Source organism: Sulfuriferula multivorans, from assembly GCF_003851125.1.
In the GTDB taxonomy this organism is placed as follows: domain Bacteria; phylum Pseudomonadota; class Gammaproteobacteria; order Burkholderiales; family Sulfuriferulaceae; genus Sulfuriferula; species Sulfuriferula multivorans.
In genome coordinates this window covers 114,927-131,810 of sequence record NZ_BGOW01000014.1, presented here as the reverse complement: position 1 = coordinate 131,810, position 16,884 = coordinate 114,927, and the positions used below count along the sequence as shown (strand labels likewise).

22 protein-coding genes are annotated in these 16,884 nt (G+C 57.6%); 9 read left to right on the top strand and 13 right to left on the bottom strand.

All coding sequences use genetic code 11. From position 1 onward, the window contains the following. Positions 1-92: 92 nt before the first annotated feature. The 6 genes from bioD to EI185_RS07895 all read right to left on the bottom strand — a co-directional run bounded on the left by bioD (position 93) and on the right by EI185_RS07895 (position 5,043). Positions 93-773, bottom strand: a complete 681-nt coding sequence (gene bioD / locus EI185_RS07920) for a dethiobiotin synthase (protein ID WP_124704588.1) — start codon at positions 771-773, stop codon at positions 93-95. Beyond that, positions 770-1,669: a malonyl-ACP O-methyltransferase BioC gene (gene bioC / locus EI185_RS07915; RefSeq protein WP_124704587.1), complete on the bottom strand. Its 900-nt coding sequence runs from the start codon at positions 1,667-1,669 to the stop codon at positions 770-772. The genes bioD and bioC overlap by 4 nt, the downstream gene beginning before the upstream one ends. Continuing rightward, positions 1,662-2,435: a pimeloyl-ACP methyl ester esterase BioH gene (gene bioH, locus EI185_RS07910; protein WP_189836332.1), complete on the bottom strand. Its 774-nt coding sequence runs from the start codon at positions 2,433-2,435 to the stop codon at positions 1,662-1,664. Before bioH ends, bioC begins: the two co-directional genes overlap by 8 nt. Then, positions 2,422-3,603 carry an 8-amino-7-oxononanoate synthase gene (bioF, locus tag EI185_RS07905; RefSeq protein WP_124704585.1) on the bottom strand — a complete coding sequence of 394 codons (1,182 nt, stop codon included), beginning with the start codon at positions 3,601-3,603 and terminating at the stop codon, positions 2,422-2,424. The genes bioH and bioF overlap by 14 nt, the downstream gene beginning before the upstream one ends. 74 nt (positions 3,604-3,677) lie before the next feature. Next, positions 3,678-4,664 carry a biotin synthase BioB gene (gene bioB / locus EI185_RS07900; RefSeq protein ID WP_124704584.1) on the bottom strand — a complete coding sequence of 329 codons (987 nt, stop codon included), beginning with the start codon at positions 4,662-4,664 and terminating at the stop codon, positions 3,678-3,680. Beyond that, a complete protein-coding gene (locus EI185_RS07895) occupies positions 4,657-5,043 on the bottom strand; it encodes a hypothetical protein (RefSeq protein ID WP_124704583.1) in 387 nt (128 codons plus the stop codon). The genes bioB and EI185_RS07895 overlap by 8 nt, the downstream gene beginning before the upstream one ends. A 96-nt stretch (positions 5,044-5,139) precedes the next feature. Here EI185_RS07895 and EI185_RS07890 point away from each other — a divergent pair, with 96 nt between their 5' ends. Beyond that, on the top strand, positions 5,140-5,814 hold the full coding sequence (locus EI185_RS07890; RefSeq protein ID WP_124704582.1) for a ComF family protein: 675 nt from the start codon (positions 5,140-5,142) through the stop codon (positions 5,812-5,814). A 30-nt stretch (positions 5,815-5,844) separates the two neighbouring features. Here EI185_RS07890 and EI185_RS07885 read toward each other — a convergent pair whose 3' ends face one another. The 7 genes from EI185_RS07885 to EI185_RS07855 all read right to left on the bottom strand — a co-directional run bounded on the left by EI185_RS07885 (position 5,845) and on the right by EI185_RS07855 (position 13,010). Next, a complete protein-coding gene (locus tag EI185_RS07885; protein WP_223247750.1) occupies positions 5,845-6,924 on the bottom strand; it encodes an alkene reductase in 1,080 nt (359 codons plus the stop codon). A 97-nt stretch (positions 6,925-7,021) separates the two neighbouring features. After that, positions 7,022-7,618 (bottom strand): TetR/AcrR family transcriptional regulator, encoded by a 597-nt coding sequence (locus EI185_RS07880; RefSeq protein WP_189836331.1) that lies wholly within the window; start codon positions 7,616-7,618, stop codon positions 7,022-7,024. Positions 7,619-7,729: 111 nt separating this feature from the next. Beyond that, a complete protein-coding gene (locus EI185_RS07875) occupies positions 7,730-8,866 on the bottom strand; it encodes a deoxyguanosinetriphosphate triphosphohydrolase (protein WP_124704579.1) in 1,137 nt (378 codons plus the stop codon). Further along, positions 8,850-9,938, bottom strand: coding sequence for a 3-dehydroquinate synthase (aroB, locus tag EI185_RS07870; RefSeq protein WP_124704578.1), 1,089 nt, complete (start codon positions 9,936-9,938; stop codon positions 8,850-8,852). The genes EI185_RS07875 and aroB overlap by 17 nt, the downstream gene beginning before the upstream one ends. Then, complete coding sequence (locus EI185_RS07865) at positions 9,938-10,906, bottom strand: glycosyltransferase family 2 protein (RefSeq protein ID WP_223247741.1); 969 nt, start codon at positions 10,904-10,906, stop codon at positions 9,938-9,940. Before EI185_RS07865 ends, aroB begins: the two co-directional genes overlap by 1 nt. Further along, positions 10,903-11,319 carry a GtrA family protein gene (locus tag EI185_RS07860; RefSeq protein WP_124704577.1) on the bottom strand — a complete coding sequence of 139 codons (417 nt, stop codon included), beginning with the start codon at positions 11,317-11,319 and terminating at the stop codon, positions 10,903-10,905. Before EI185_RS07860 ends, EI185_RS07865 begins: the two co-directional genes overlap by 4 nt. A 50-nt stretch (positions 11,320-11,369) precedes the next feature. Continuing rightward, entirely contained in the window at positions 11,370-13,010 is a 1,641-nt protein-coding gene (locus EI185_RS07855) for a glycosyltransferase family protein (protein WP_124704576.1), read from the bottom strand. 551 nt (positions 13,011-13,561) lie between these two features. Between EI185_RS07855 and EI185_RS07845 the strand changes: the two genes are divergently transcribed. The 8 genes from EI185_RS07845 (at position 13,562) to EI185_RS07810 (ending at position 16,839) form a co-directional block, all read left to right on the top strand. After that, complete coding sequence (locus EI185_RS07845; protein WP_124704574.1) at positions 13,562-14,380, top strand: ABC transporter permease; 819 nt, start codon at positions 13,562-13,564, stop codon at positions 14,378-14,380. Positions 14,381-14,423: 43 nt separating this feature from the next. Next, positions 14,424-14,753 carry a nucleotidyltransferase family protein gene (locus tag EI185_RS07840; protein WP_223247749.1) on the top strand — a complete coding sequence of 110 codons (330 nt, stop codon included), beginning with the start codon at positions 14,424-14,426 and terminating at the stop codon, positions 14,751-14,753. Continuing rightward, positions 14,746-15,126 (top strand): HI0074 family nucleotidyltransferase substrate-binding subunit, encoded by a 381-nt coding sequence (locus EI185_RS07835; protein ID WP_124704572.1) that lies wholly within the window; start codon positions 14,746-14,748, stop codon positions 15,124-15,126. The genes EI185_RS07840 and EI185_RS07835 overlap by 8 nt, the downstream gene beginning before the upstream one ends. Positions 15,127-15,173: 47 nt before the next feature. Then, entirely contained in the window at positions 15,174-15,491 is a 318-nt protein-coding gene (locus EI185_RS07830) for a nucleotidyltransferase domain-containing protein (protein ID WP_124704571.1), read from the top strand. Further along, positions 15,488-15,946, top strand: coding sequence for a hypothetical protein (locus EI185_RS07825; protein WP_124704570.1), 459 nt, complete (start codon positions 15,488-15,490; stop codon positions 15,944-15,946). The genes EI185_RS07830 and EI185_RS07825 overlap by 4 nt, the downstream gene beginning before the upstream one ends. 78 nt (positions 15,947-16,024) lie before the next feature. Further along, positions 16,025-16,258 (top strand): addiction module protein, encoded by a 234-nt coding sequence (locus EI185_RS07820; protein WP_124704569.1) that lies wholly within the window; start codon positions 16,025-16,027, stop codon positions 16,256-16,258. Continuing rightward, complete coding sequence (locus tag EI185_RS07815) at positions 16,255-16,560, top strand: type II toxin-antitoxin system RelE/ParE family toxin (protein ID WP_124704568.1); 306 nt, start codon at positions 16,255-16,257, stop codon at positions 16,558-16,560. The genes EI185_RS07820 and EI185_RS07815 overlap by 4 nt, the downstream gene beginning before the upstream one ends. 30 nt (positions 16,561-16,590) lie before the next feature. Then, positions 16,591-16,839 carry a hypothetical protein gene (locus EI185_RS07810; protein WP_223247740.1) on the top strand — a complete coding sequence of 83 codons (249 nt, stop codon included), beginning with the start codon at positions 16,591-16,593 and terminating at the stop codon, positions 16,837-16,839. Positions 16,840-16,884: the final 45 nt, after the last annotated feature.

Below are 16,884 nucleotides of genomic sequence, written 5' to 3'. Positions count from 1 at the left end.
CAGCATAACGGCGAAAACAATCAAATATATTATGCAAGCATTTGAAATATCTATGTAATTTATTAATTAAATAACACTATTCGAATTTGCTGTTAGAGTAATTTTTCGAACGCGAGATAGGTGGAAAGCGCTGAAAAATCCATACTGGCCAGCCACGGCACTACGCCCAATAAAGGCATATTGAGGCGCTGCTGTAGCGTCGCCAGATTGGCGTCAAATTGCGCCATGGCGGGATCAATCCGGTTGGCCACCCAACCCGCCAGTGGCAGCCCGGCCTGGCGGATGGCTTCGGCGCTAAGCAACGCATGGTTGATGCAACCCAGGCGCATTCCAACCACCAGTATCACCGGCAAGGACAACTTGCGCGCGAGGTCGGACATGTCCTGATGATCATTCAACGGCACGCGAAAACCACCTGCGCCTTCCACTATCACGACATCAGCCTGCGCGTGCAACGCATCACACGCCCGCGCGATCACATCCAGCTGGATTGTCATCCCGGCCTGCGCAGCTGCGATGTGCGGTGCGACGGCGGCCTCGAAACGGTAGGTATTCACCAGCGCTTGCGCTGCATCCACATTGGCTGCAGCGCGCAGTTGCTCCACATCATCCCAATACGCTACCCCATCACGCCACTCGCATCCCGCCGCCACCGGTTTCATTCCGGCCACGCGCAATCCGCGCTGGGCAAAATAGCGCAGCAGGGCAGCCGATATCAGCGTCTTGCCCACACCGGTGTCGGTGCCGGTGACGAAGTAGCCCCGCGCTGTCATGGCAGGCCTTTCTCCGTGCGGCGCCTCTGGATATTCATCTGGATGATTTGCTGGCCATCGGCGGTACGGGTTTTCTGGTTCACCCAGGCGTGGCCATAGATCACTTCGTAAGTTGACGGCAGGCGGCCTTGCTGGCGAAATTTTTCATACGCCGTTTCCAGCGCCTGCCAGCGTGCGCGCCCCATCAGTCCGGGATTGCGCCCTGCCGTAACGTTGTGCGCGCCGATTGCCTTGAGCTCCCGCATCAGCGTTTTCAGATCGTCATAAGTCAGCGTGATGTATTCCATGTCCATCACCGGCGTACTGAACCCCGCATGTACCAGCACATCGCCGATGTCGTGCATATCGACGAAACGGTTGACGTGGCTGTAACCATCCACCGTGTTGAACGCCTGACGCAATTCCTTGAGCGTATCCGGGCCGAAGGTGGAAAACATCAGCAAACCATTGGGCGCCAGCACCCGGTGCATTTCCGCGAAACTCACATTCAGGTCGTTGCACCATTGCAGCGCGAGATTGGACCACACCATGTCCACGCTGGAAGTTTTCAGCGGCAGCCGGTCAATGTCCGCACATACCGCGCTAAACGGCGCAGCTCGACTGATGCGCTGCCACAGGCTGGGTTTGGGCCGGGCGATCTGCAACATGGATTCAGCCAGATCCAGCGCCACCAGATGCGCTTCCGGGTAACGGCTACGCAACCTGGCGGCGCCATAGCCTGTGCCCGCACCGGCATCCAGCAAGGTGTTGGGCGTGTGCTTCACATAATCGAGCCGCTCCAGCATGCGGTCGCAAATTTCGCGCTGCAATACGGCATGCGCGTCATAGCTGGCGGCAGCGTGGTCGAAGGCTGCACGCACCCGTTTTTTGTCGAGATCGTAAATGGCGTCAGTCATGCAAAAAATCCGTCAGCGCCGAAACAAACTCGACACGATGCGAGAGAAAGGGGGCGTGCGAAGCGCCGGAAATACGACACAGATGTCCATCCGGCAAGTGTTGCGCAAGCCATTCGCCCGCAGCCATCGGAGCCAGGGCATCGTGACTGCCATGTATCACCAATGCGCGTTGAGTGATGTCCGGAACAGAGCTCCGCAGATCGGCATTGAGCAAAATAATCAGTCCAGCTTCGAGTACTGCCTGGTCCGGTCTGCCGCGCACAAACAGCAACTCGCGCAGTCGTGCCAGCACTGCTCGCGCCGACTCGTCTCCTCTGGCCTGCAATGCAAGGAAACGCTTCAGCGTGCCTTCATAATCATTCACCAGGCTTTCCGCGAAGAGTTGCAATACTTCACGCTGAATGCCCTGCGGCCAGTCGGCACGCGTCACAAAGCATGGATTGGTACCCACGGTAACCAGTCTGCTCACCTGCGCCGGATATAACCGCGCCATGCTCAGCGCCAGCTGACCACCCAGCGACCAGCCGCATACATCGAAATGCGCCGGCAATGCATCGATCAAACGCGCTGCCAGCGTTTCCAGCGTGTAAGGAGTGAGCGCTGCACTGCCGCCATAGCCGGGCAAATCCACAACATGCAATTGATGATGCCGAGCCAGTTCGTCGGTCACACCCGCCCACACACCGCCGTGCATGCCCCAGCCGTGCAGCAGCACCAGCGGCGCGCCCTGTCCACGTATTTCGATATGCAAATCAGCCCGCTGCATGAATACTGTTAAGTGCGTCCACCAGCTGCGCCACATCGGCTTCAGTGTGTGCCGCGCTCAGCGAGATGCGCAGACGCGCGCTGTTGGCAGGCACCGTAGGAGGACGGATCGCCGGTACCAGGATGCCGCGCTCGAGCAAGCGCTGACTGGCTGCCAGCACCGCATCGTTGCTACCGATCAGCACAGGCTGGATGGGGGTGGCGGAATCCATCAGCTGCCAGTTTGGGGTGCGCAGGCTGGCACGCAATTGTTTGATCAGGTTTTGCAAATGCACACGCAAGCCGTCACCCGCTTCGATCAGATCAATGCTGGCGAGCAAAGCCGCCGACAGCAGCGGCGGCGTCGCGGTCGTGTAAATATAGGTGCGCGCTTTTTGCAGCAGCCATTCGATCACCTCTGCCTCGCCTGCCACGACCGCCCCGAATACACCGGCGGCTTTGCCCAGAGTGGCCATGTAGATGATGCGCGGCGATGCCAAGCCGAAGTGCGCCAACGCCCCACGCCCACCCGCGCCCAGCACACCAAAGCCGTGCGCATCATCCACCAGCAGCCAGGCGTCGTAACGCTCGCACAGCGCCAGCAAATCAGGCAACGGCGCCAAATCGCCGTCCATGCTGAATACCGCATCCACCAGCACCAGCTTTTGCACTGAGCGGCTGGATGACAGTTGGGTTTCCAGCGTGGCCATATCGTTGTGCGGGTAACGCGTCAATTTTGCGCGCGACAACAGCGCGGCATCGTTGAGCGAGGCATGGTTGAGACGGTCGGCAAACACCTCGCCATCGCGTCCGATCAGCGCCGTCACCACGCCGATATTGGCCATGTAACCTGTGGAAAATAGCAACGCGGCAGGCAAGCCGACGAATCCGGCAATACGCATTTCCAACCCATGGTGGAATGCATGATGACCGGTGATGAGATGCGAAGCACCCGCCCCCACACCCGTGCTGAGTACAGCCTGACTGGCCGCAGCAATCAGCGCAGGATGATTGGCCAATCCAAGATAGTCATTGCTGCAAAATGACAGCAGGTTTTGGCCGTCAACACGCACGTGCGCGGCTTGCGGTGATTCGAGCAAACGCCGGTTACGCCGCAGGCTTTGCGCCTCGAGGTGTGCCAATTCAGTACGAATGCGCTCCAGCGCATTGAAGGGGGGAGGCGTTGTCATCGCTTGATCTATGAAACCAACAGAGTGACAGGATTCAGAACATCCAGCCGCATGCGGCCTTCAACCTGCCTGTATCAATGCGCTTCGCCCTGCGGCCGTATTCCCAGCTTGTTCAGCAGATTACGGTCGCGTGCCACATCCGGGTTGCCGGTGGTCAGCAGTTTTTCGCCATAAAAAATCGAGTTGGCGCCCGCCAGAAAACACAGCGCCTGTATGGCTTCAGACATTTCCTGCCGTCCTGCGGACAACCGCACATAGCTCTTCGACAAGGCGATGCGCGCCACCGCGATGGTGCGCACGAATTCGAGCGGGTCGAGCGCCTCGGTGTCCTGCAACGGCGTGCCTTCCACCTGCACCAGCATGTTGATCGGGACCGATTCCGGCTGCGGGTCGAGGTTGGCGAGCTGTGCAATCAGCCCGGCGCGCTGGGTGCGTGATTCACCCATGCCGACGATACCGCCGCAGCATACATGCAGATCGGCGCCGCGCACGCGATCCAGCGTGTCAAGTCGGTCCTGATAGGCGCGCGTGGTGATGACCTCGCCGTAGAACTCGGGCGCGGTATCGAGATTGTGGTTGTAGTAGTCCAGTCCGGCATCTTTCAATTGCTCGGCCTGACCGTCTTTCAGCATGCCCAGCGTGGCGCAGGTTTCCAGCCCGAGCGCCTTGACCTCGCGCACCATGTCCAGCACCGGATCCAGATCGCGCTGTTTGGGCCCGCGCCAGGCGGCGCCCATGCAAAAGCGCGTCGCACCGGCAGCCTTGGCAGCGCGCGCTGCGTCCAGCACTGCATTCATTTCCAGCAGGCCCTGATTTTCTACCCCGGTGTCGTAGCGCGCGGCTTGCGGACAGTAGCCGCAATCCTCGGAGCAGCCGCCGGTCTTGATGGAAAGCAGGGTGGACAGTTGCACGGTGTTGGGGTCGAAATGCTCGCGGTGCACGCTCTGCGCGCGAAACATCAAATCATTGAAAGGCAGCGCAAACAGCGCCTCCACCTCGGCCACGCGCCATTTTTCGTTTGCCGATTCGATCAAGGCTGCGGCTTGGGTCATGTCATTCATTGGTGTCTACCTCTATTGTCATATCCTGCCATTGCTCATGGCCCGCCTTGTAAATGCTCCACACCCCCCACGGCACCACCACAATGGCCAGTATCGCCCATATCGCCACTAGGCCATGCCAGTTGCCAAACAGGACATAAATTGGCTGACCGAACACCATCATCGACCCGGCTGCGCCATAGAATCGATAGCCGGAAAAGCGGTTGTACTCAGCCGTGCGCGGGTTCGGATGATGGGCGATCGAGGCATATACAAAAATGGATGCAGCAATCCAGATCATCAGCAAAGGTGGAATCAGCGTGGCCGTTACGCTGGCGATGCTGAACAGCTGTGCCGAAAATCGCGATTGCTCGGCGGTAATAAGCTTCTTTACTTTCATGCACGAGTGGGCGCGTTAGAATGGGTTGAATTGTCTTTTATTTGAGGTGGATAGTCAATTTTGTCTGTGCCAATATTGAACATCTGCACAAAATTTATGCAAACCTTGCTGCCGCAGGATTGCCTGCTCTGCGGTGCATTCTCCGGTCGCCGCAAGCTATGTGCTGGCTGTGCTGCTGACTTGCCCTACCATAACCAGGCGTGTTGCCCGGTGTGTGCACTCCCCACGCTGGATGGAAAAGTATGTGGGCACTGCCTAAAACGTGCGCCCCACTTTGCCCATACATTTGCTGCCTTTACCTATGCTTTTCCGCTGGATCGTTTGGTCCAGTCACTCAAATACAGCCACAATTTCGCCGTCGTCTCCCTGCTTGCAGACACCCTGGCAACTCAGGTGAATGGCCAGCCTTTACCGGATGCGCTGATTCCCATGCCGTTGCACCCCAACCGGCTCAGGCAGCGAGGCTTTAATCAGGCGCATGAAATCGCCCGGCATGTCGCCCGCAATCTGCATCTGCCGGTATTGCCTCACGCCGCCACGCGCGTCATCGACACGCCGCCGCAAGCCAGCTTGCCGCTCCAGGAACGACGCAAAAATCTGCGCGGTGCTTTTGCCTGCGACCCCAGCATTCAAGGCAGACGCGTCGCCATCGTGGATGACGTAATGACCAGCGGCAGCACACTGGATGCGCTGGCCGAAACCCTGCTCAAAGCCGGCGCGCTGGAAGTGCAATGCTGGGTGATTGCGCGGGCATTGCAGCATGGTTTCTGACGTCACTGCCCGGCTATCGCTCAGTCCCGCTTAATGATCCAGAAAAGGATAGTCGGTGTAGCCATGCTCATCACCACCATATAGCGTCGCGGGATCCAGCTCATTGAGCGGCGCATTGCGGCGCAAGCGCTCGACCAGGTCCGGGTTGGAAATGAACGGCCGGCCGAAGGCGACGAGATCAACAGTATTGTCAGCCCTTGCAGCAAGCGCCATCTCGCGTGTGTAGCAATTATTGGCCATGTAAGTATTCGGGAAGCGCTTGCGCATGGCTTTGAAATCGAAATCGCGGCCGGTTTCGCGCGGGCCGCCGGTATTGCCTTCGATCATGTGCAGGAAGCCGAGTTTGCGCGCTGCCAACTGGTCAGCGACATAGCCATACAGCGCTGCCGGATCACTGTCGTCGATGTCGTTGAACGTGCTCAGCGGCGACAGGCGCACCCCCACACGATCGGCATCCCAAACCGAGAGCACGGCATCGGTGACTTCGAGCAACAGGCGCGCGCGGTTTTCAATGCTGCCGCCGTAAATATCGGTACGCTGGTTGGTTTTGTCGCGCATGAACTGATCGAGCAGGTAGCCGTTCGCGCCATGTATCTCCACGCCGTCGAAACCAGCGTCGCGGGCATTCTGTGACGCATTGCGGTAATCGGCAACGATGCCGGCAATCTGGGCAGTTTCCAGGGCCCGTGGGGTGACCATGTCTTCCTTGCCTTTGCTCGTATACACCGTGCCTTCGGGTTTGATCGCCGAAGGCGCAACGGGCAGTCCGCCGTCAGGCTGAAAATCGGGGTGCGAAATGCGTCCGACATGCCAGAGCTGAAGGAATATTTTTCCGCCCGCTCCATGCACCGCATCCGTCACCTTGCGCCATCCCGCAATCTGTTCCGGGCTATAGATGCCTGGTGTCTGGATATAGCCTTTGCCCTGCTGGGAAATCTGCGTCGCCTCGCTGATAATCAATCCGGCGCTGGCGCGCTGCGTGTAATACGTCACCGCGAGCGGGCCGGGCACATCGCCAGCCAGTGCGCGGCTGCGGGTAAGCGGCGCCATGACAATACGGTTGGCCAGCGTCAGGGCGCCCAGCTTGTAAGGCTGGAACAGATCGCTCATGGCTGTTACATCGGGATTACTTTGGTGCTGGATAGTCATTACTGGCTCCTGTAGTTACGGACTGAACAGTCCAAAATGGTTAAAAAAACCGGATTACTTAATGCGTAGAACCTAGCAAGCATTCCAATTGCACATCAATGATTGCCGCCAGTCTGTGCGTTTCCACACCTCCTTTGGCCAGCACCTGAATACCGGCAATCAAATTAAGCAGCATGTCGGCGCTGTGGGCTGGCTCAAACCCGGACGGTATCGAGCCATCCGCGTTTCCACGCTGGATGGTTTCTGCCAGAAATGCGGCAAGCATGTCGAGGTGATGGCGCACCGCATCTTCAATTTCACGATCATGCGGCGCCAGTTCCACGGCAATATTCACGATCAGACAGCCGCAGCGCTGGCTGGGACGACACGCCGCCGGATCGATACTGTGCCTGACCCACTCGGCAAGCAGCACCGCAACCGGCTCAGCGGCGCTGAAATGACGTCGCGTTTCGGCCATCTCGCGTTCGCTGTAACGGCTCAATGCCGCCAGCAGCGCCTCACGCTTGCTCCCGAAACATTCGTAAAAGCTGCTTTTGCTCAAGCCCATGGCAGCCATCAGATCCGTCATCGAGGTTGCTTCATACCCCTTGAGCCAGAACGCGTTGAGCGCCTGGTCAAGGGCATGGTCGATATCGAATTCGCGACAGCGGGGCATAATTTGCTTGCTTGGGGAAGATACACAACCATAACGGACCGAACGGTCCAATACAAGACTTGCCATTCGTTTAATGCCTCAAAATGCTACGAACAACCCAAGACCGGAAGCCTACAAGCTTACTTCCTCAATCGTAAACAGCCGCCGGTACTCGCGCATGGCATAGCGGTCTGTCATCCCGGCGATATAGTCTGCGATGGCACGCGGCGCGTCGCCATGGGCTTTTTCCTGGTGTTCCATGGGCAACAAACCGGGGTCGGACAGGAACACACCGAACAGGTCGGTAACCACACGCACAGCCTTGGTGCTCATACGCGCGACACGGAAATGGCGATACAGATGTTTGCGTAAAAACTGTTTGAGCTCGCGATTTTCGTCCGCAATAGCGGGGCTGAAACCGACGAGCATGGGCGCGGCGCGCACTTCGTCCAGGCTTTGCACTCCCGCCGCATCAATGGCGGCCTGACTGTGCTCCACCAGGTCGAGCACCAGAGTGTTGATCATGCGCCGCACGGTTTCATTGATCAGGCGGCGGCCATTGAGCTGCGGATATTTGGCCTTGGCCGCTTGCAGATGGCGCGCAAACAGATCCACCTGTTCCAGTTGCTCCAGCGTGATCAGACCCGAGCGCAGGCCATCATCGACGTCGTGGTTGTTGTAGGCGATCTCGTCGGCGAGATTGGCAACCTGCGCCTCCAGGCTGGGCTGCTGTTTCATGATGAAGCGCTCACCGACGTCACCCAGCATGCGCGCATGATGCAGCGAGCAGTGCTTGAGGATGCCTTCGCGCGTCTCGAAGCACAAATTGAGGCCGTCGAATTCAGCGTAGCGCTCTTCCAGCTTGTCCACCACGCGCAAGGATTGCAGGTTGTGTTCGAAGCCGCCGTATTCCTTCATGCAGGCGTTGAGCGCGTCCTGCCCGGCGTGGCCGAACGGCGTATGGCCGAGGTCGTGCGCCAGCGACACCGCCTCCACCAAATCTTCGTTCAGCGTCATGATGCGCGCGATGGTACGGCCGATCTGCGCGACTTCCAGGCTATGAGTAAGACGCGTGCGGAACAGGTCGCCTTCGTGGTTCACGAACACCTGGGTCTTGTATTCCAGCCGGCGGAAGGCGCTGGAATGAATGATGCGATCGCGGTCGCGCTGGAATTCGCTGCGCGGCGTGGCCGACGGTTCAGGGTGACGCCGCCCGCGCGAATCGGCGCTGCGGGCGGCGTAGGGAGCAAGTTCAGGCCGGCTGGACATAGTGGGTAAGCGCCGCCTCCAGGTCGGCTTGCGGTACCTCGGCGGTGACAAACGCCGCCCCGATGCCGCGCAACAACACAAAGCGGATGCGCCCGCCTTCGACTTTTTTATCCAGCCCCATGTGCTGCATGTATGCTTCCACGCCCAGATCGGGCGCGGTGTCGGGCAGGCCGGCACGGCGGTACAGGCTGCGCACGCGCTCGACTTCGGCGGCGCTCATCAGCCCCATGCGCCGCGACACGTCCGCCGCCAGCACGGTACCGGCAGCCACCGCCTCGCCATGCAGCCAGTTGCCGTAGCCCATGCCGGATTCGATGGCGTGGCCGAAGGTATGGCCGAGATTCAGCAACGCGCGCAGGCCGGATTCGCGCTCGTCCTTGGCCACCACTTCGGCCTTGACTTCGCACGAGCGGCGCACCGCGTAGGCAATGGCCTCCGCATCCAGGGCGCGCAGTTTTTCGACGTTGGCTTCGAGCCAGTCGAAAAATGCCGCGTCGTAGATCAGCCCGTACTTGATCACCTCCGCCAGCCCGGCAGACAGTTCGCGCGGCGGCAGGGTTTTCAGCGTATCGGTATCGGCCAGCACCAGTTGCGGCTGGTAGAACGCGCCAACCATGTTCTTGCCCAGCGGATGGTTGATGCCGGTCTTGCCGCCCACCGACGAATCCACCTGCGCCAGCAGCGTGGTGGGAATCTGGATAAACGGCACGCCGCGCAGGTAACTCGCTGCCGCAAAACCGGTCAAGTCGCCGATCACGCCGCCGCCCAAGGCGATCAACGTGGTCTTGCGCTCGCAGCGATGGGTCAGCAGCGCGTCGAAAATCGTATTCAGCGTTTCCCAGGTTTTGTATTGCTCGCCGTCGGGCAGCACTATGGGCACCACTTCCACGTTGTTCAGCGCCAGGCCGTCGGTGAGGGTTTGCAGATACAACGGCGCCACCGTGGTATTGGTAACGATGGCGACGCGCTTTTGCGCCAGATATGGCAGGATCAAAGCGGGCTGGTGCAGCAGTTTGGCGCCTATGTGGATGGGGTAGCTGCGCTCGCCCAGGTCTACGGTGAGTGTTTGCATCAGGTCTTGCTTTCCGGGTTGGTCGGTCTGGAAGGTGTGTAGCCTTTCAGAAAATACAACGGACGATTTTTGGTTTCATCGAACATGCGCCCAAGATATTCGCCGATTATACCCATGCCCATCAATTGCAGGCCGCCGAAGAACAGGATCACCACCATCATCGACGGATAACCGCGCGCCGGGTCGCCATGCATGAGGGTGCGGTAAACGATCCAGGCGGCGTACACGAAAGCGCCCAGCGACGCCAACATTCCCACATAAGTGGCGATCTTGAGCGGCGCGATGGTGAACGAGGTGATACCTTCCAGCGCAAAATTCCACAGCTTCCAGTAATTCCATTTGGTTTCGCCAGCGAAGCGCGGATCGCGCTTGTACAGCACCGCCTTGCTGGGAAAGCCGATCCACGCGAACAGACCCTTCATGAAGCGGTGCTGCTCGCGCAAGCTGCCCAGCGCATCTAGCGCGCGCCGCGATAACAGCCGGAAATCGCCCACATCCTGCGGGATGTCGACCCGGCTCATGCCGCGGATCACTTGGTAGAACAGCTTGGCAGTCGACTTCTTTATCCACGACTCGCCGTCGCGCACGGTGCGTTTGGCATACACCACATCGAAACCCTCGCGCCAGTATTTGACCAGTTCGGGGATGAGTTCGGGCGGATCCTGCAGATCGGCGTCAATCACCACCACTGCCTCGCCACGCGCGTGGTCCATGCCGGCAGTGAGGGCGATTTCCTTGCCGAAATTGCGGCTCAAATCGACGATGGCCACCCGCGGATCGACAGCGGCCAGTAGTTCCAGCAACGCCAGCGTGCCGTCGCAGCTGCCGTCGTTGGCGTAGACCACCTCGCTGGTCACACCCAGGCTATCGAGGACCGCGCTCAACCGGCGGTGAAACGCCGGTAGCACTTCCTGTTCGTTGTAGGCCGGCACCACTACTGACAGCGTGATCGGCTCATCTTTGTTCAAGTTGTATTCTCCCTGAATACCCACAACTTGCTGCCGGCGAAATTCCACACCAACACCAAGCCCGTCGCCACAATTTGCGCCAACAGGTAATGCATGCCGACCTCGTGCACCAGCCCAGCCATGATGGCGGCATTGATCCCCATCCCCAGCAACGCCACTGTAAAAAACTTGGGCAGCGCTTCGGTATGACGTTTGCTGCTGTTAAACGTGAACAGGTAATTGAGCACGTAATTCACGCAGGCACCCACTGCAAAACCCGCCGTGGAGGCCAACACCGCGTCCATTCGAGCCAGTCGAACCAGCGCGATAAGTACACCATATTGGGCGGCGGTGCCGATTGCGCCCACCCCGGCGAATAGCAAAAACTGGCCCCCAAGCTTGCGTGGCTGGCTTGTCGGTTGGGTGTCAGTCATGAGCAAGGGTGCCTGTCTGCATTCCGCCACAAGCATGATAGTGGTGACATTCAGCGTGCACCGAATCTATCCCGCAACTTCAACAGCTGGTAATTATCGTGTTGTTCGATGACATCAAATTGACCGGCTGCCGTTTGCGCAATCTGCCGCTCCCAATCGCGCGCCGACGGCCCACGCAACATGCGGTTGGTGGGCACAATCAGACAGTATAACGGCCTGCCCGGCGCACGCGCCGCCACAATCTGCGCTACCGCCGCAAAGCCCTTGCTATCCGTCGCGCTGTCTAGCTCCAGGTGCATGATGGCGCGACTACGCACCAGCCTCTGCACGAAGGTATCCTGATTGGACACGATCACCGCATCCACCGGCAAGTGCGTCACTAGACTAGGCAGCGTACTGTCCCGCGCCAATTCATACTTGATCCGGTTGGTGAGTATCCAGTCCTTGGGCAGTACGGCAGCCGCGTCGACAAAGCGAGGGGAAGAGGCAAATGCTTCGGCGATGTAACCTTCACGCTGCAGATCATCGTTTAAATACACTGCACGGCCTGCCAGTAATAACGCGGTCAGCAGCAGGAAAAGTTTTTTCTTGCTGAATAGCGCATATGCCGCCAACCCCAGCATCACCCACGTGGATTGCATGGCGTAGCGTACCGAGCCATCTACACCGTAACGTTTCTGCGCAATGATAACAATGATACTTGCCAGCACCGCATAGCTTGCCAACAACAAGATTGTGAAGCGCTGTTCCGGCACGGCACGGCGTAATTGGACCAGCGCCAGGTACAGCAACCCAGCGGCCATCGGTACGCCGGCCAGCAGCAACAACTTGAAATCCCACGCTAGCAGCGCGATAGTTTTTGATCCGCTCATATCCATGAACAGACCGGATATGAAAATCCGCAGGCTTTGCAGATAGCCAAATGACGCCTCGCTGTTTTGATAAGGCTGGAGCTGTCCGAACAACAGATAGTTGCGCCAAAACAGCGGCACCGCCATGCATGCCACGCCCAGCCCCCAAACCACCAGATGCGAAATGGCCAGCTTCACACTGCACGCGCGCACCAGCACGGCAAGCACATAGGCGCACACTACAGCGACCAACAATGCCGCGCCCGCATTGCGCAAGGCGTAAGCAGTACCGCTCAACAACCCGGCCATCAACATCGCCGGCACCCAGCGCCGCATTCTCTGGGCGCGCGCCAGCAAACCCAGGGAAAACGCCACCAGCACCAAAAACGGCACATCGGTCATCGCCATGTAACCGTTTTCCACTGCGCCGGGCGAGAGTGCCGCTAGCACACCGCACACCGCCGCCCGCGCAAAACCGGTAAGCGGTGCCAGTGCAAACGCCACGGCAAGTGGCATCAACACCCAGAAAAAACGGCTTACCCACAACGCCGCCGTATCTGCTGATATTCCACCGAGGATGACACTACCCACCAGCAACGAGTAGCCTGGAGGAAACAGCGTGGTGGGTGCAAACAACTGCGGCAGCTGGGTCAGCGATGCAGTGCGCATTAGCCCCTGACCGGCGTGCCAAAACTCGGCTTCCTGAATAACGCCCGTGCTGTCGTTTTCGAAGGGGTACTTGAAAGGTGAGTTTAACGCGGTCAGCGTCCAGGCGATGACAATGCCCAGCATTAGCAGGCTGCCATAGCGAATCAGCGTTTCCTTCCACGGATATTGCATTATCGGCTTCCTGTGCGCGTCATAGCGCATAAATTTTGTAATTATTTTTCAACTGACTGGCGTTTATCGCGGCAATTTACTGTGCACTGCGCTAAAAAATGGTAATGACCACTCATCTCATCGCCGTTTAGTTCAACGGTTCTGGCACAGCCATTTGCTGGAGCCTCCACGTTTGTTTTTCCTAAAACAATTCTCCGACATAGCCGACTCCGGGCCATGTCGGAAATACGCTCAAAAAGAGCGTTGGCAGTTCGTCAGGAGTGTCAAGCTCCCAACCTGGGCGGCCATTATAGTCGATCCTGCCGCGGGCCTGGACATGGCTTGCCGTCCTGCCCATTATCAGCATGTGTCGATCTTTATTGGGATGCGCGATCAAAAACAAGGTATAAGCAGCAAGTCTGCTTGCCAATGCGTGAAGCCAGCTTGCAGGCATAGCGTTTGCTTTATACATAAGATTGCCAACATAATGAATAGGCGACGATAATTCCCCGTCATAATCATTGATTACAATAAACGCGACCAAATCGCCACTAACTTTAGAGCCACTCCATATGATTCAAGCATCAAAAAGCCTGTACGGTTATCGCGAACTGTTGATCGCACTGGCATGGAAAAACATCACCGTGCGTTACAAGCAGGCGTATCTGGGCATCGCCTGGGCAATCGTCAAGCCGCTCACGCTGATGCTGATCTTCACCCTGGTCAAGAGTTTCGTCGGCATCGATAGCGGCAATATTCCCTACCCTATCCTGACCTTCGCCGCGTTGATGCCGTGGACCTTTTTTCAGGAATCGGCATCGGAAGGCGTGACCAGTGTCGTGGGCAACGCCAACCTGATCAAGAAAATCTACTTCCCGCGCGAAATATTCCCGCTCACAGCGGTCGTCACCAAACTGGTGGAGCTGGGTATCAACTTCTTTATTCTGGCTGGGCTCATGGTCTGGTATCAGATGATGCCCAGCATCTATATGCTTTGGGTGCCACTCATTATTCTCTACACCCTGCTGGCGGCTTTGACCGTTGCTTTCGTCGGCGCCGCCATCAATGTCTATTACCGCGACGTCGGCACCGCGCTGCCGGTGCTGCTTTCCCTGCTTATGTATGCCTCGCCGGTGATCTATCCTTTGCATCTGGTAAAAGAAAAACTGCTGGTGCATCAGGCGGCCGGCGAGTGGTCGAACACACTCTATACCCTGTACACACTGAACCCGCTGGCCGGCATCATCGACGCGTTTCAAAGCGTGGTATTGAGAAATGAAGCCCCCGACGTAGCAGCCATGATTCCCGGCATGATCCTGATCGCCATCCTGCTGCCCTTGAGCTACGCCTTCTTCAAGCGGGCGGAATCGTATTTCGCGGACGTGATTTAAAGACAGCGAGTATAGCGAGAGGGATTGAGAAAGCTTGACCACCATGACCAATATCGATACACAGACAACAGACACGCGGGAGCAGGAAATCCGGGCGATGCTTGTCGCCACCATGCGCGCCAATACAAACCGCCTGGGCGGGCATCAGGTTGTCCTGTTCGGTTCTCGCGCTCAAGGCAAGGCCAAGTCGCGTTCCGATTTTGATTTGGGCGTGGTTGGCAAAACACCCCTCCCCCTGGAAGATTTTTTTGCCATCCAGGACATGCTCGACGAATTGCCAACCTTGTACCGCATCGACTGGGTCGACTTCGCCCGGGTCAGCGAGCGATTCCGTTCGCAAGCACTGAAAAATGCAGAGGTGATCTATGAGTGAAAGCTGGATCATTGACGACTTCGCAGCTGCGCTTGATCAGTTTGAAGCCGCCATGCAAGTGGCGCCGGCAAGTGACCTGATCAAGGCCGGTTGCATCCAGTATTTCGAGTTCACGTTTGAGCTGGCATGGAAATCGGTCAAAATTCTTGCTGAACAGGCTGGCCTGGAAGCAGGTGGATCGCCCAGATCCTGTCTGAAAACAGCCTTTGCGCAAGCTTGGATAGATGATGAACCGCTCTGGCTGGAAATGCTGGAGGCCAGAAACCGGATGTCACATACCTACCACGCCAAGGATGCCTTACAGGTGTATGACCGTTTGTCGCATTTTCCGCGCCCAATGCGAACACTGTTAGTCGCCCTGCGAAAAAACTGAACCCGTATGGACATGAATTATCATCGTCTGCGTTTTATAGGATAAACATGAGATTGCAACCCAAAGAGGTAAATGCCATTGCACAAGCTGCCCGGGATGCCTTTACTCCTGGTACAGCAGTGTTTCTCTTTGGTTCCCGGGTGGATGACAGCAAGCGTGGGGGAGACATTGATCTGCTGGTTGAGATTCCCGAAGCCATGCTTCCTGCGGAGTTAGTGCGACGTCGTACCCGTTTTGTGTCGCGCATCTACCGGTTGCTTGATGAACAGCGCATCGATGTCGTCATTGCCACGCAAAACCAGCAAGATTCGCGGGAAGTTGTTATTGCGGCAAAACGTGAAGGAATCCAGGTGGCGCAAGTATGATGCCGACAGACAAACTTGCTGCTGTGCTTTGGGAGGCAGATCGCCACCTGGACATACTTACGGAAGCATTAGCAGAATGGAGCGTATCGCCTGCGATCACATGGCAGGCGTTGGAAAGTGATCGCGCCCGTGTCCGGATTGTGGACCAACTGCTTTTCCGCTTTATCAAATTGCAGGACACGGTGGGGGAGCGCCTCATACCAGCAACACTGGCCAGCCTGCGTGAGCCGCTTGAAGATTGGCCCATGCGTGACCGGCTAAATCGTTTGGAAAAGCTGGGTTACCTTGATGTGGACAATTGGTTGGCCTGGCGCGAAGTTCGTAACAGGTTGGCCCACGAATATCCAGACCAACCGGAGGTTCGCTTTGCCGCTCTGATGGCTGCAATTGATGCAGCCAAAGCTTTGGCCGCACTGTATCGAAATTGGCGCGCCCGTTTGGAAACCAGCCCGTAGCCTACCCTTTAAACTATCCGCTATCTGCCAACAACTAACCGCTACACGTTACTTCACTAACCCCTAGGAGCCCTGAAGATGAGCCTCACAATTGAACAAATCGCCGAGGAAGCGCTTTCCCTCCCTAGCGAAGCACGGGCTTTGCTTGCTGATCGCCTTGTTGAAAGTCTTGACCCCTTGGAGGACGGCTATATACGGCAGCTTTGGGTTGCTGAAGCGCGCACTCGCCGTGATGACGTCAGGAATGGCCTGGTTAAAACCATTCCGGGTCAGGAAGTGCTGGATCGCGTCCGGAAATCGGTCACGCGATGAGATTCGAGTTTCACCCTGAGGCACTGGCCGAGTACGAAGATGCCGCTCGCCATTACGCGGAGTGTCAGAAGGGACTGGAACTTCGGTTCATTGCGGCAGTGGAACATGTCATCCAGCAGATTATTGAAACGCCCGACCGTTGGCCGGTGCTCGAAGAGGATATTCGCCGATGCCTTACCCGCGTCTTTCCTTATGCAGTACTTTACTCGGTTGAAACCGATTACGTACTGATTATCTCGCTCATGCACAGCCACCGCGAGCCAGGATATTGGCGCAAACGTATCGCAGATCCAGCTAATTGACTAACCACTAACCCCTATACGCTAACCGCTATGCCCATCATCGAAGTCAACCACGTCACCAAGGAATACAAGCTCGGCCAGCTGCACAGCCTGAAAACCACCGCGCTCAACCAGTGGCGGCGGCTCACCGGCCAGCCGGTTGAAGAGCGCGCCCCGTTCAAGGCGCTGGATGACGTCAGTTTCTCCGTTGAGCAAGGCGAGGTTGTAGGTATTATTGGCGCCAACAGGCCGGCAAAACCGAAAATTGGTGCTGACCCCATTGATTGCGTGATTGACTAATCCTGTACGCTACTGACTACTTTAATTTAATGGATGGAGGCAAAA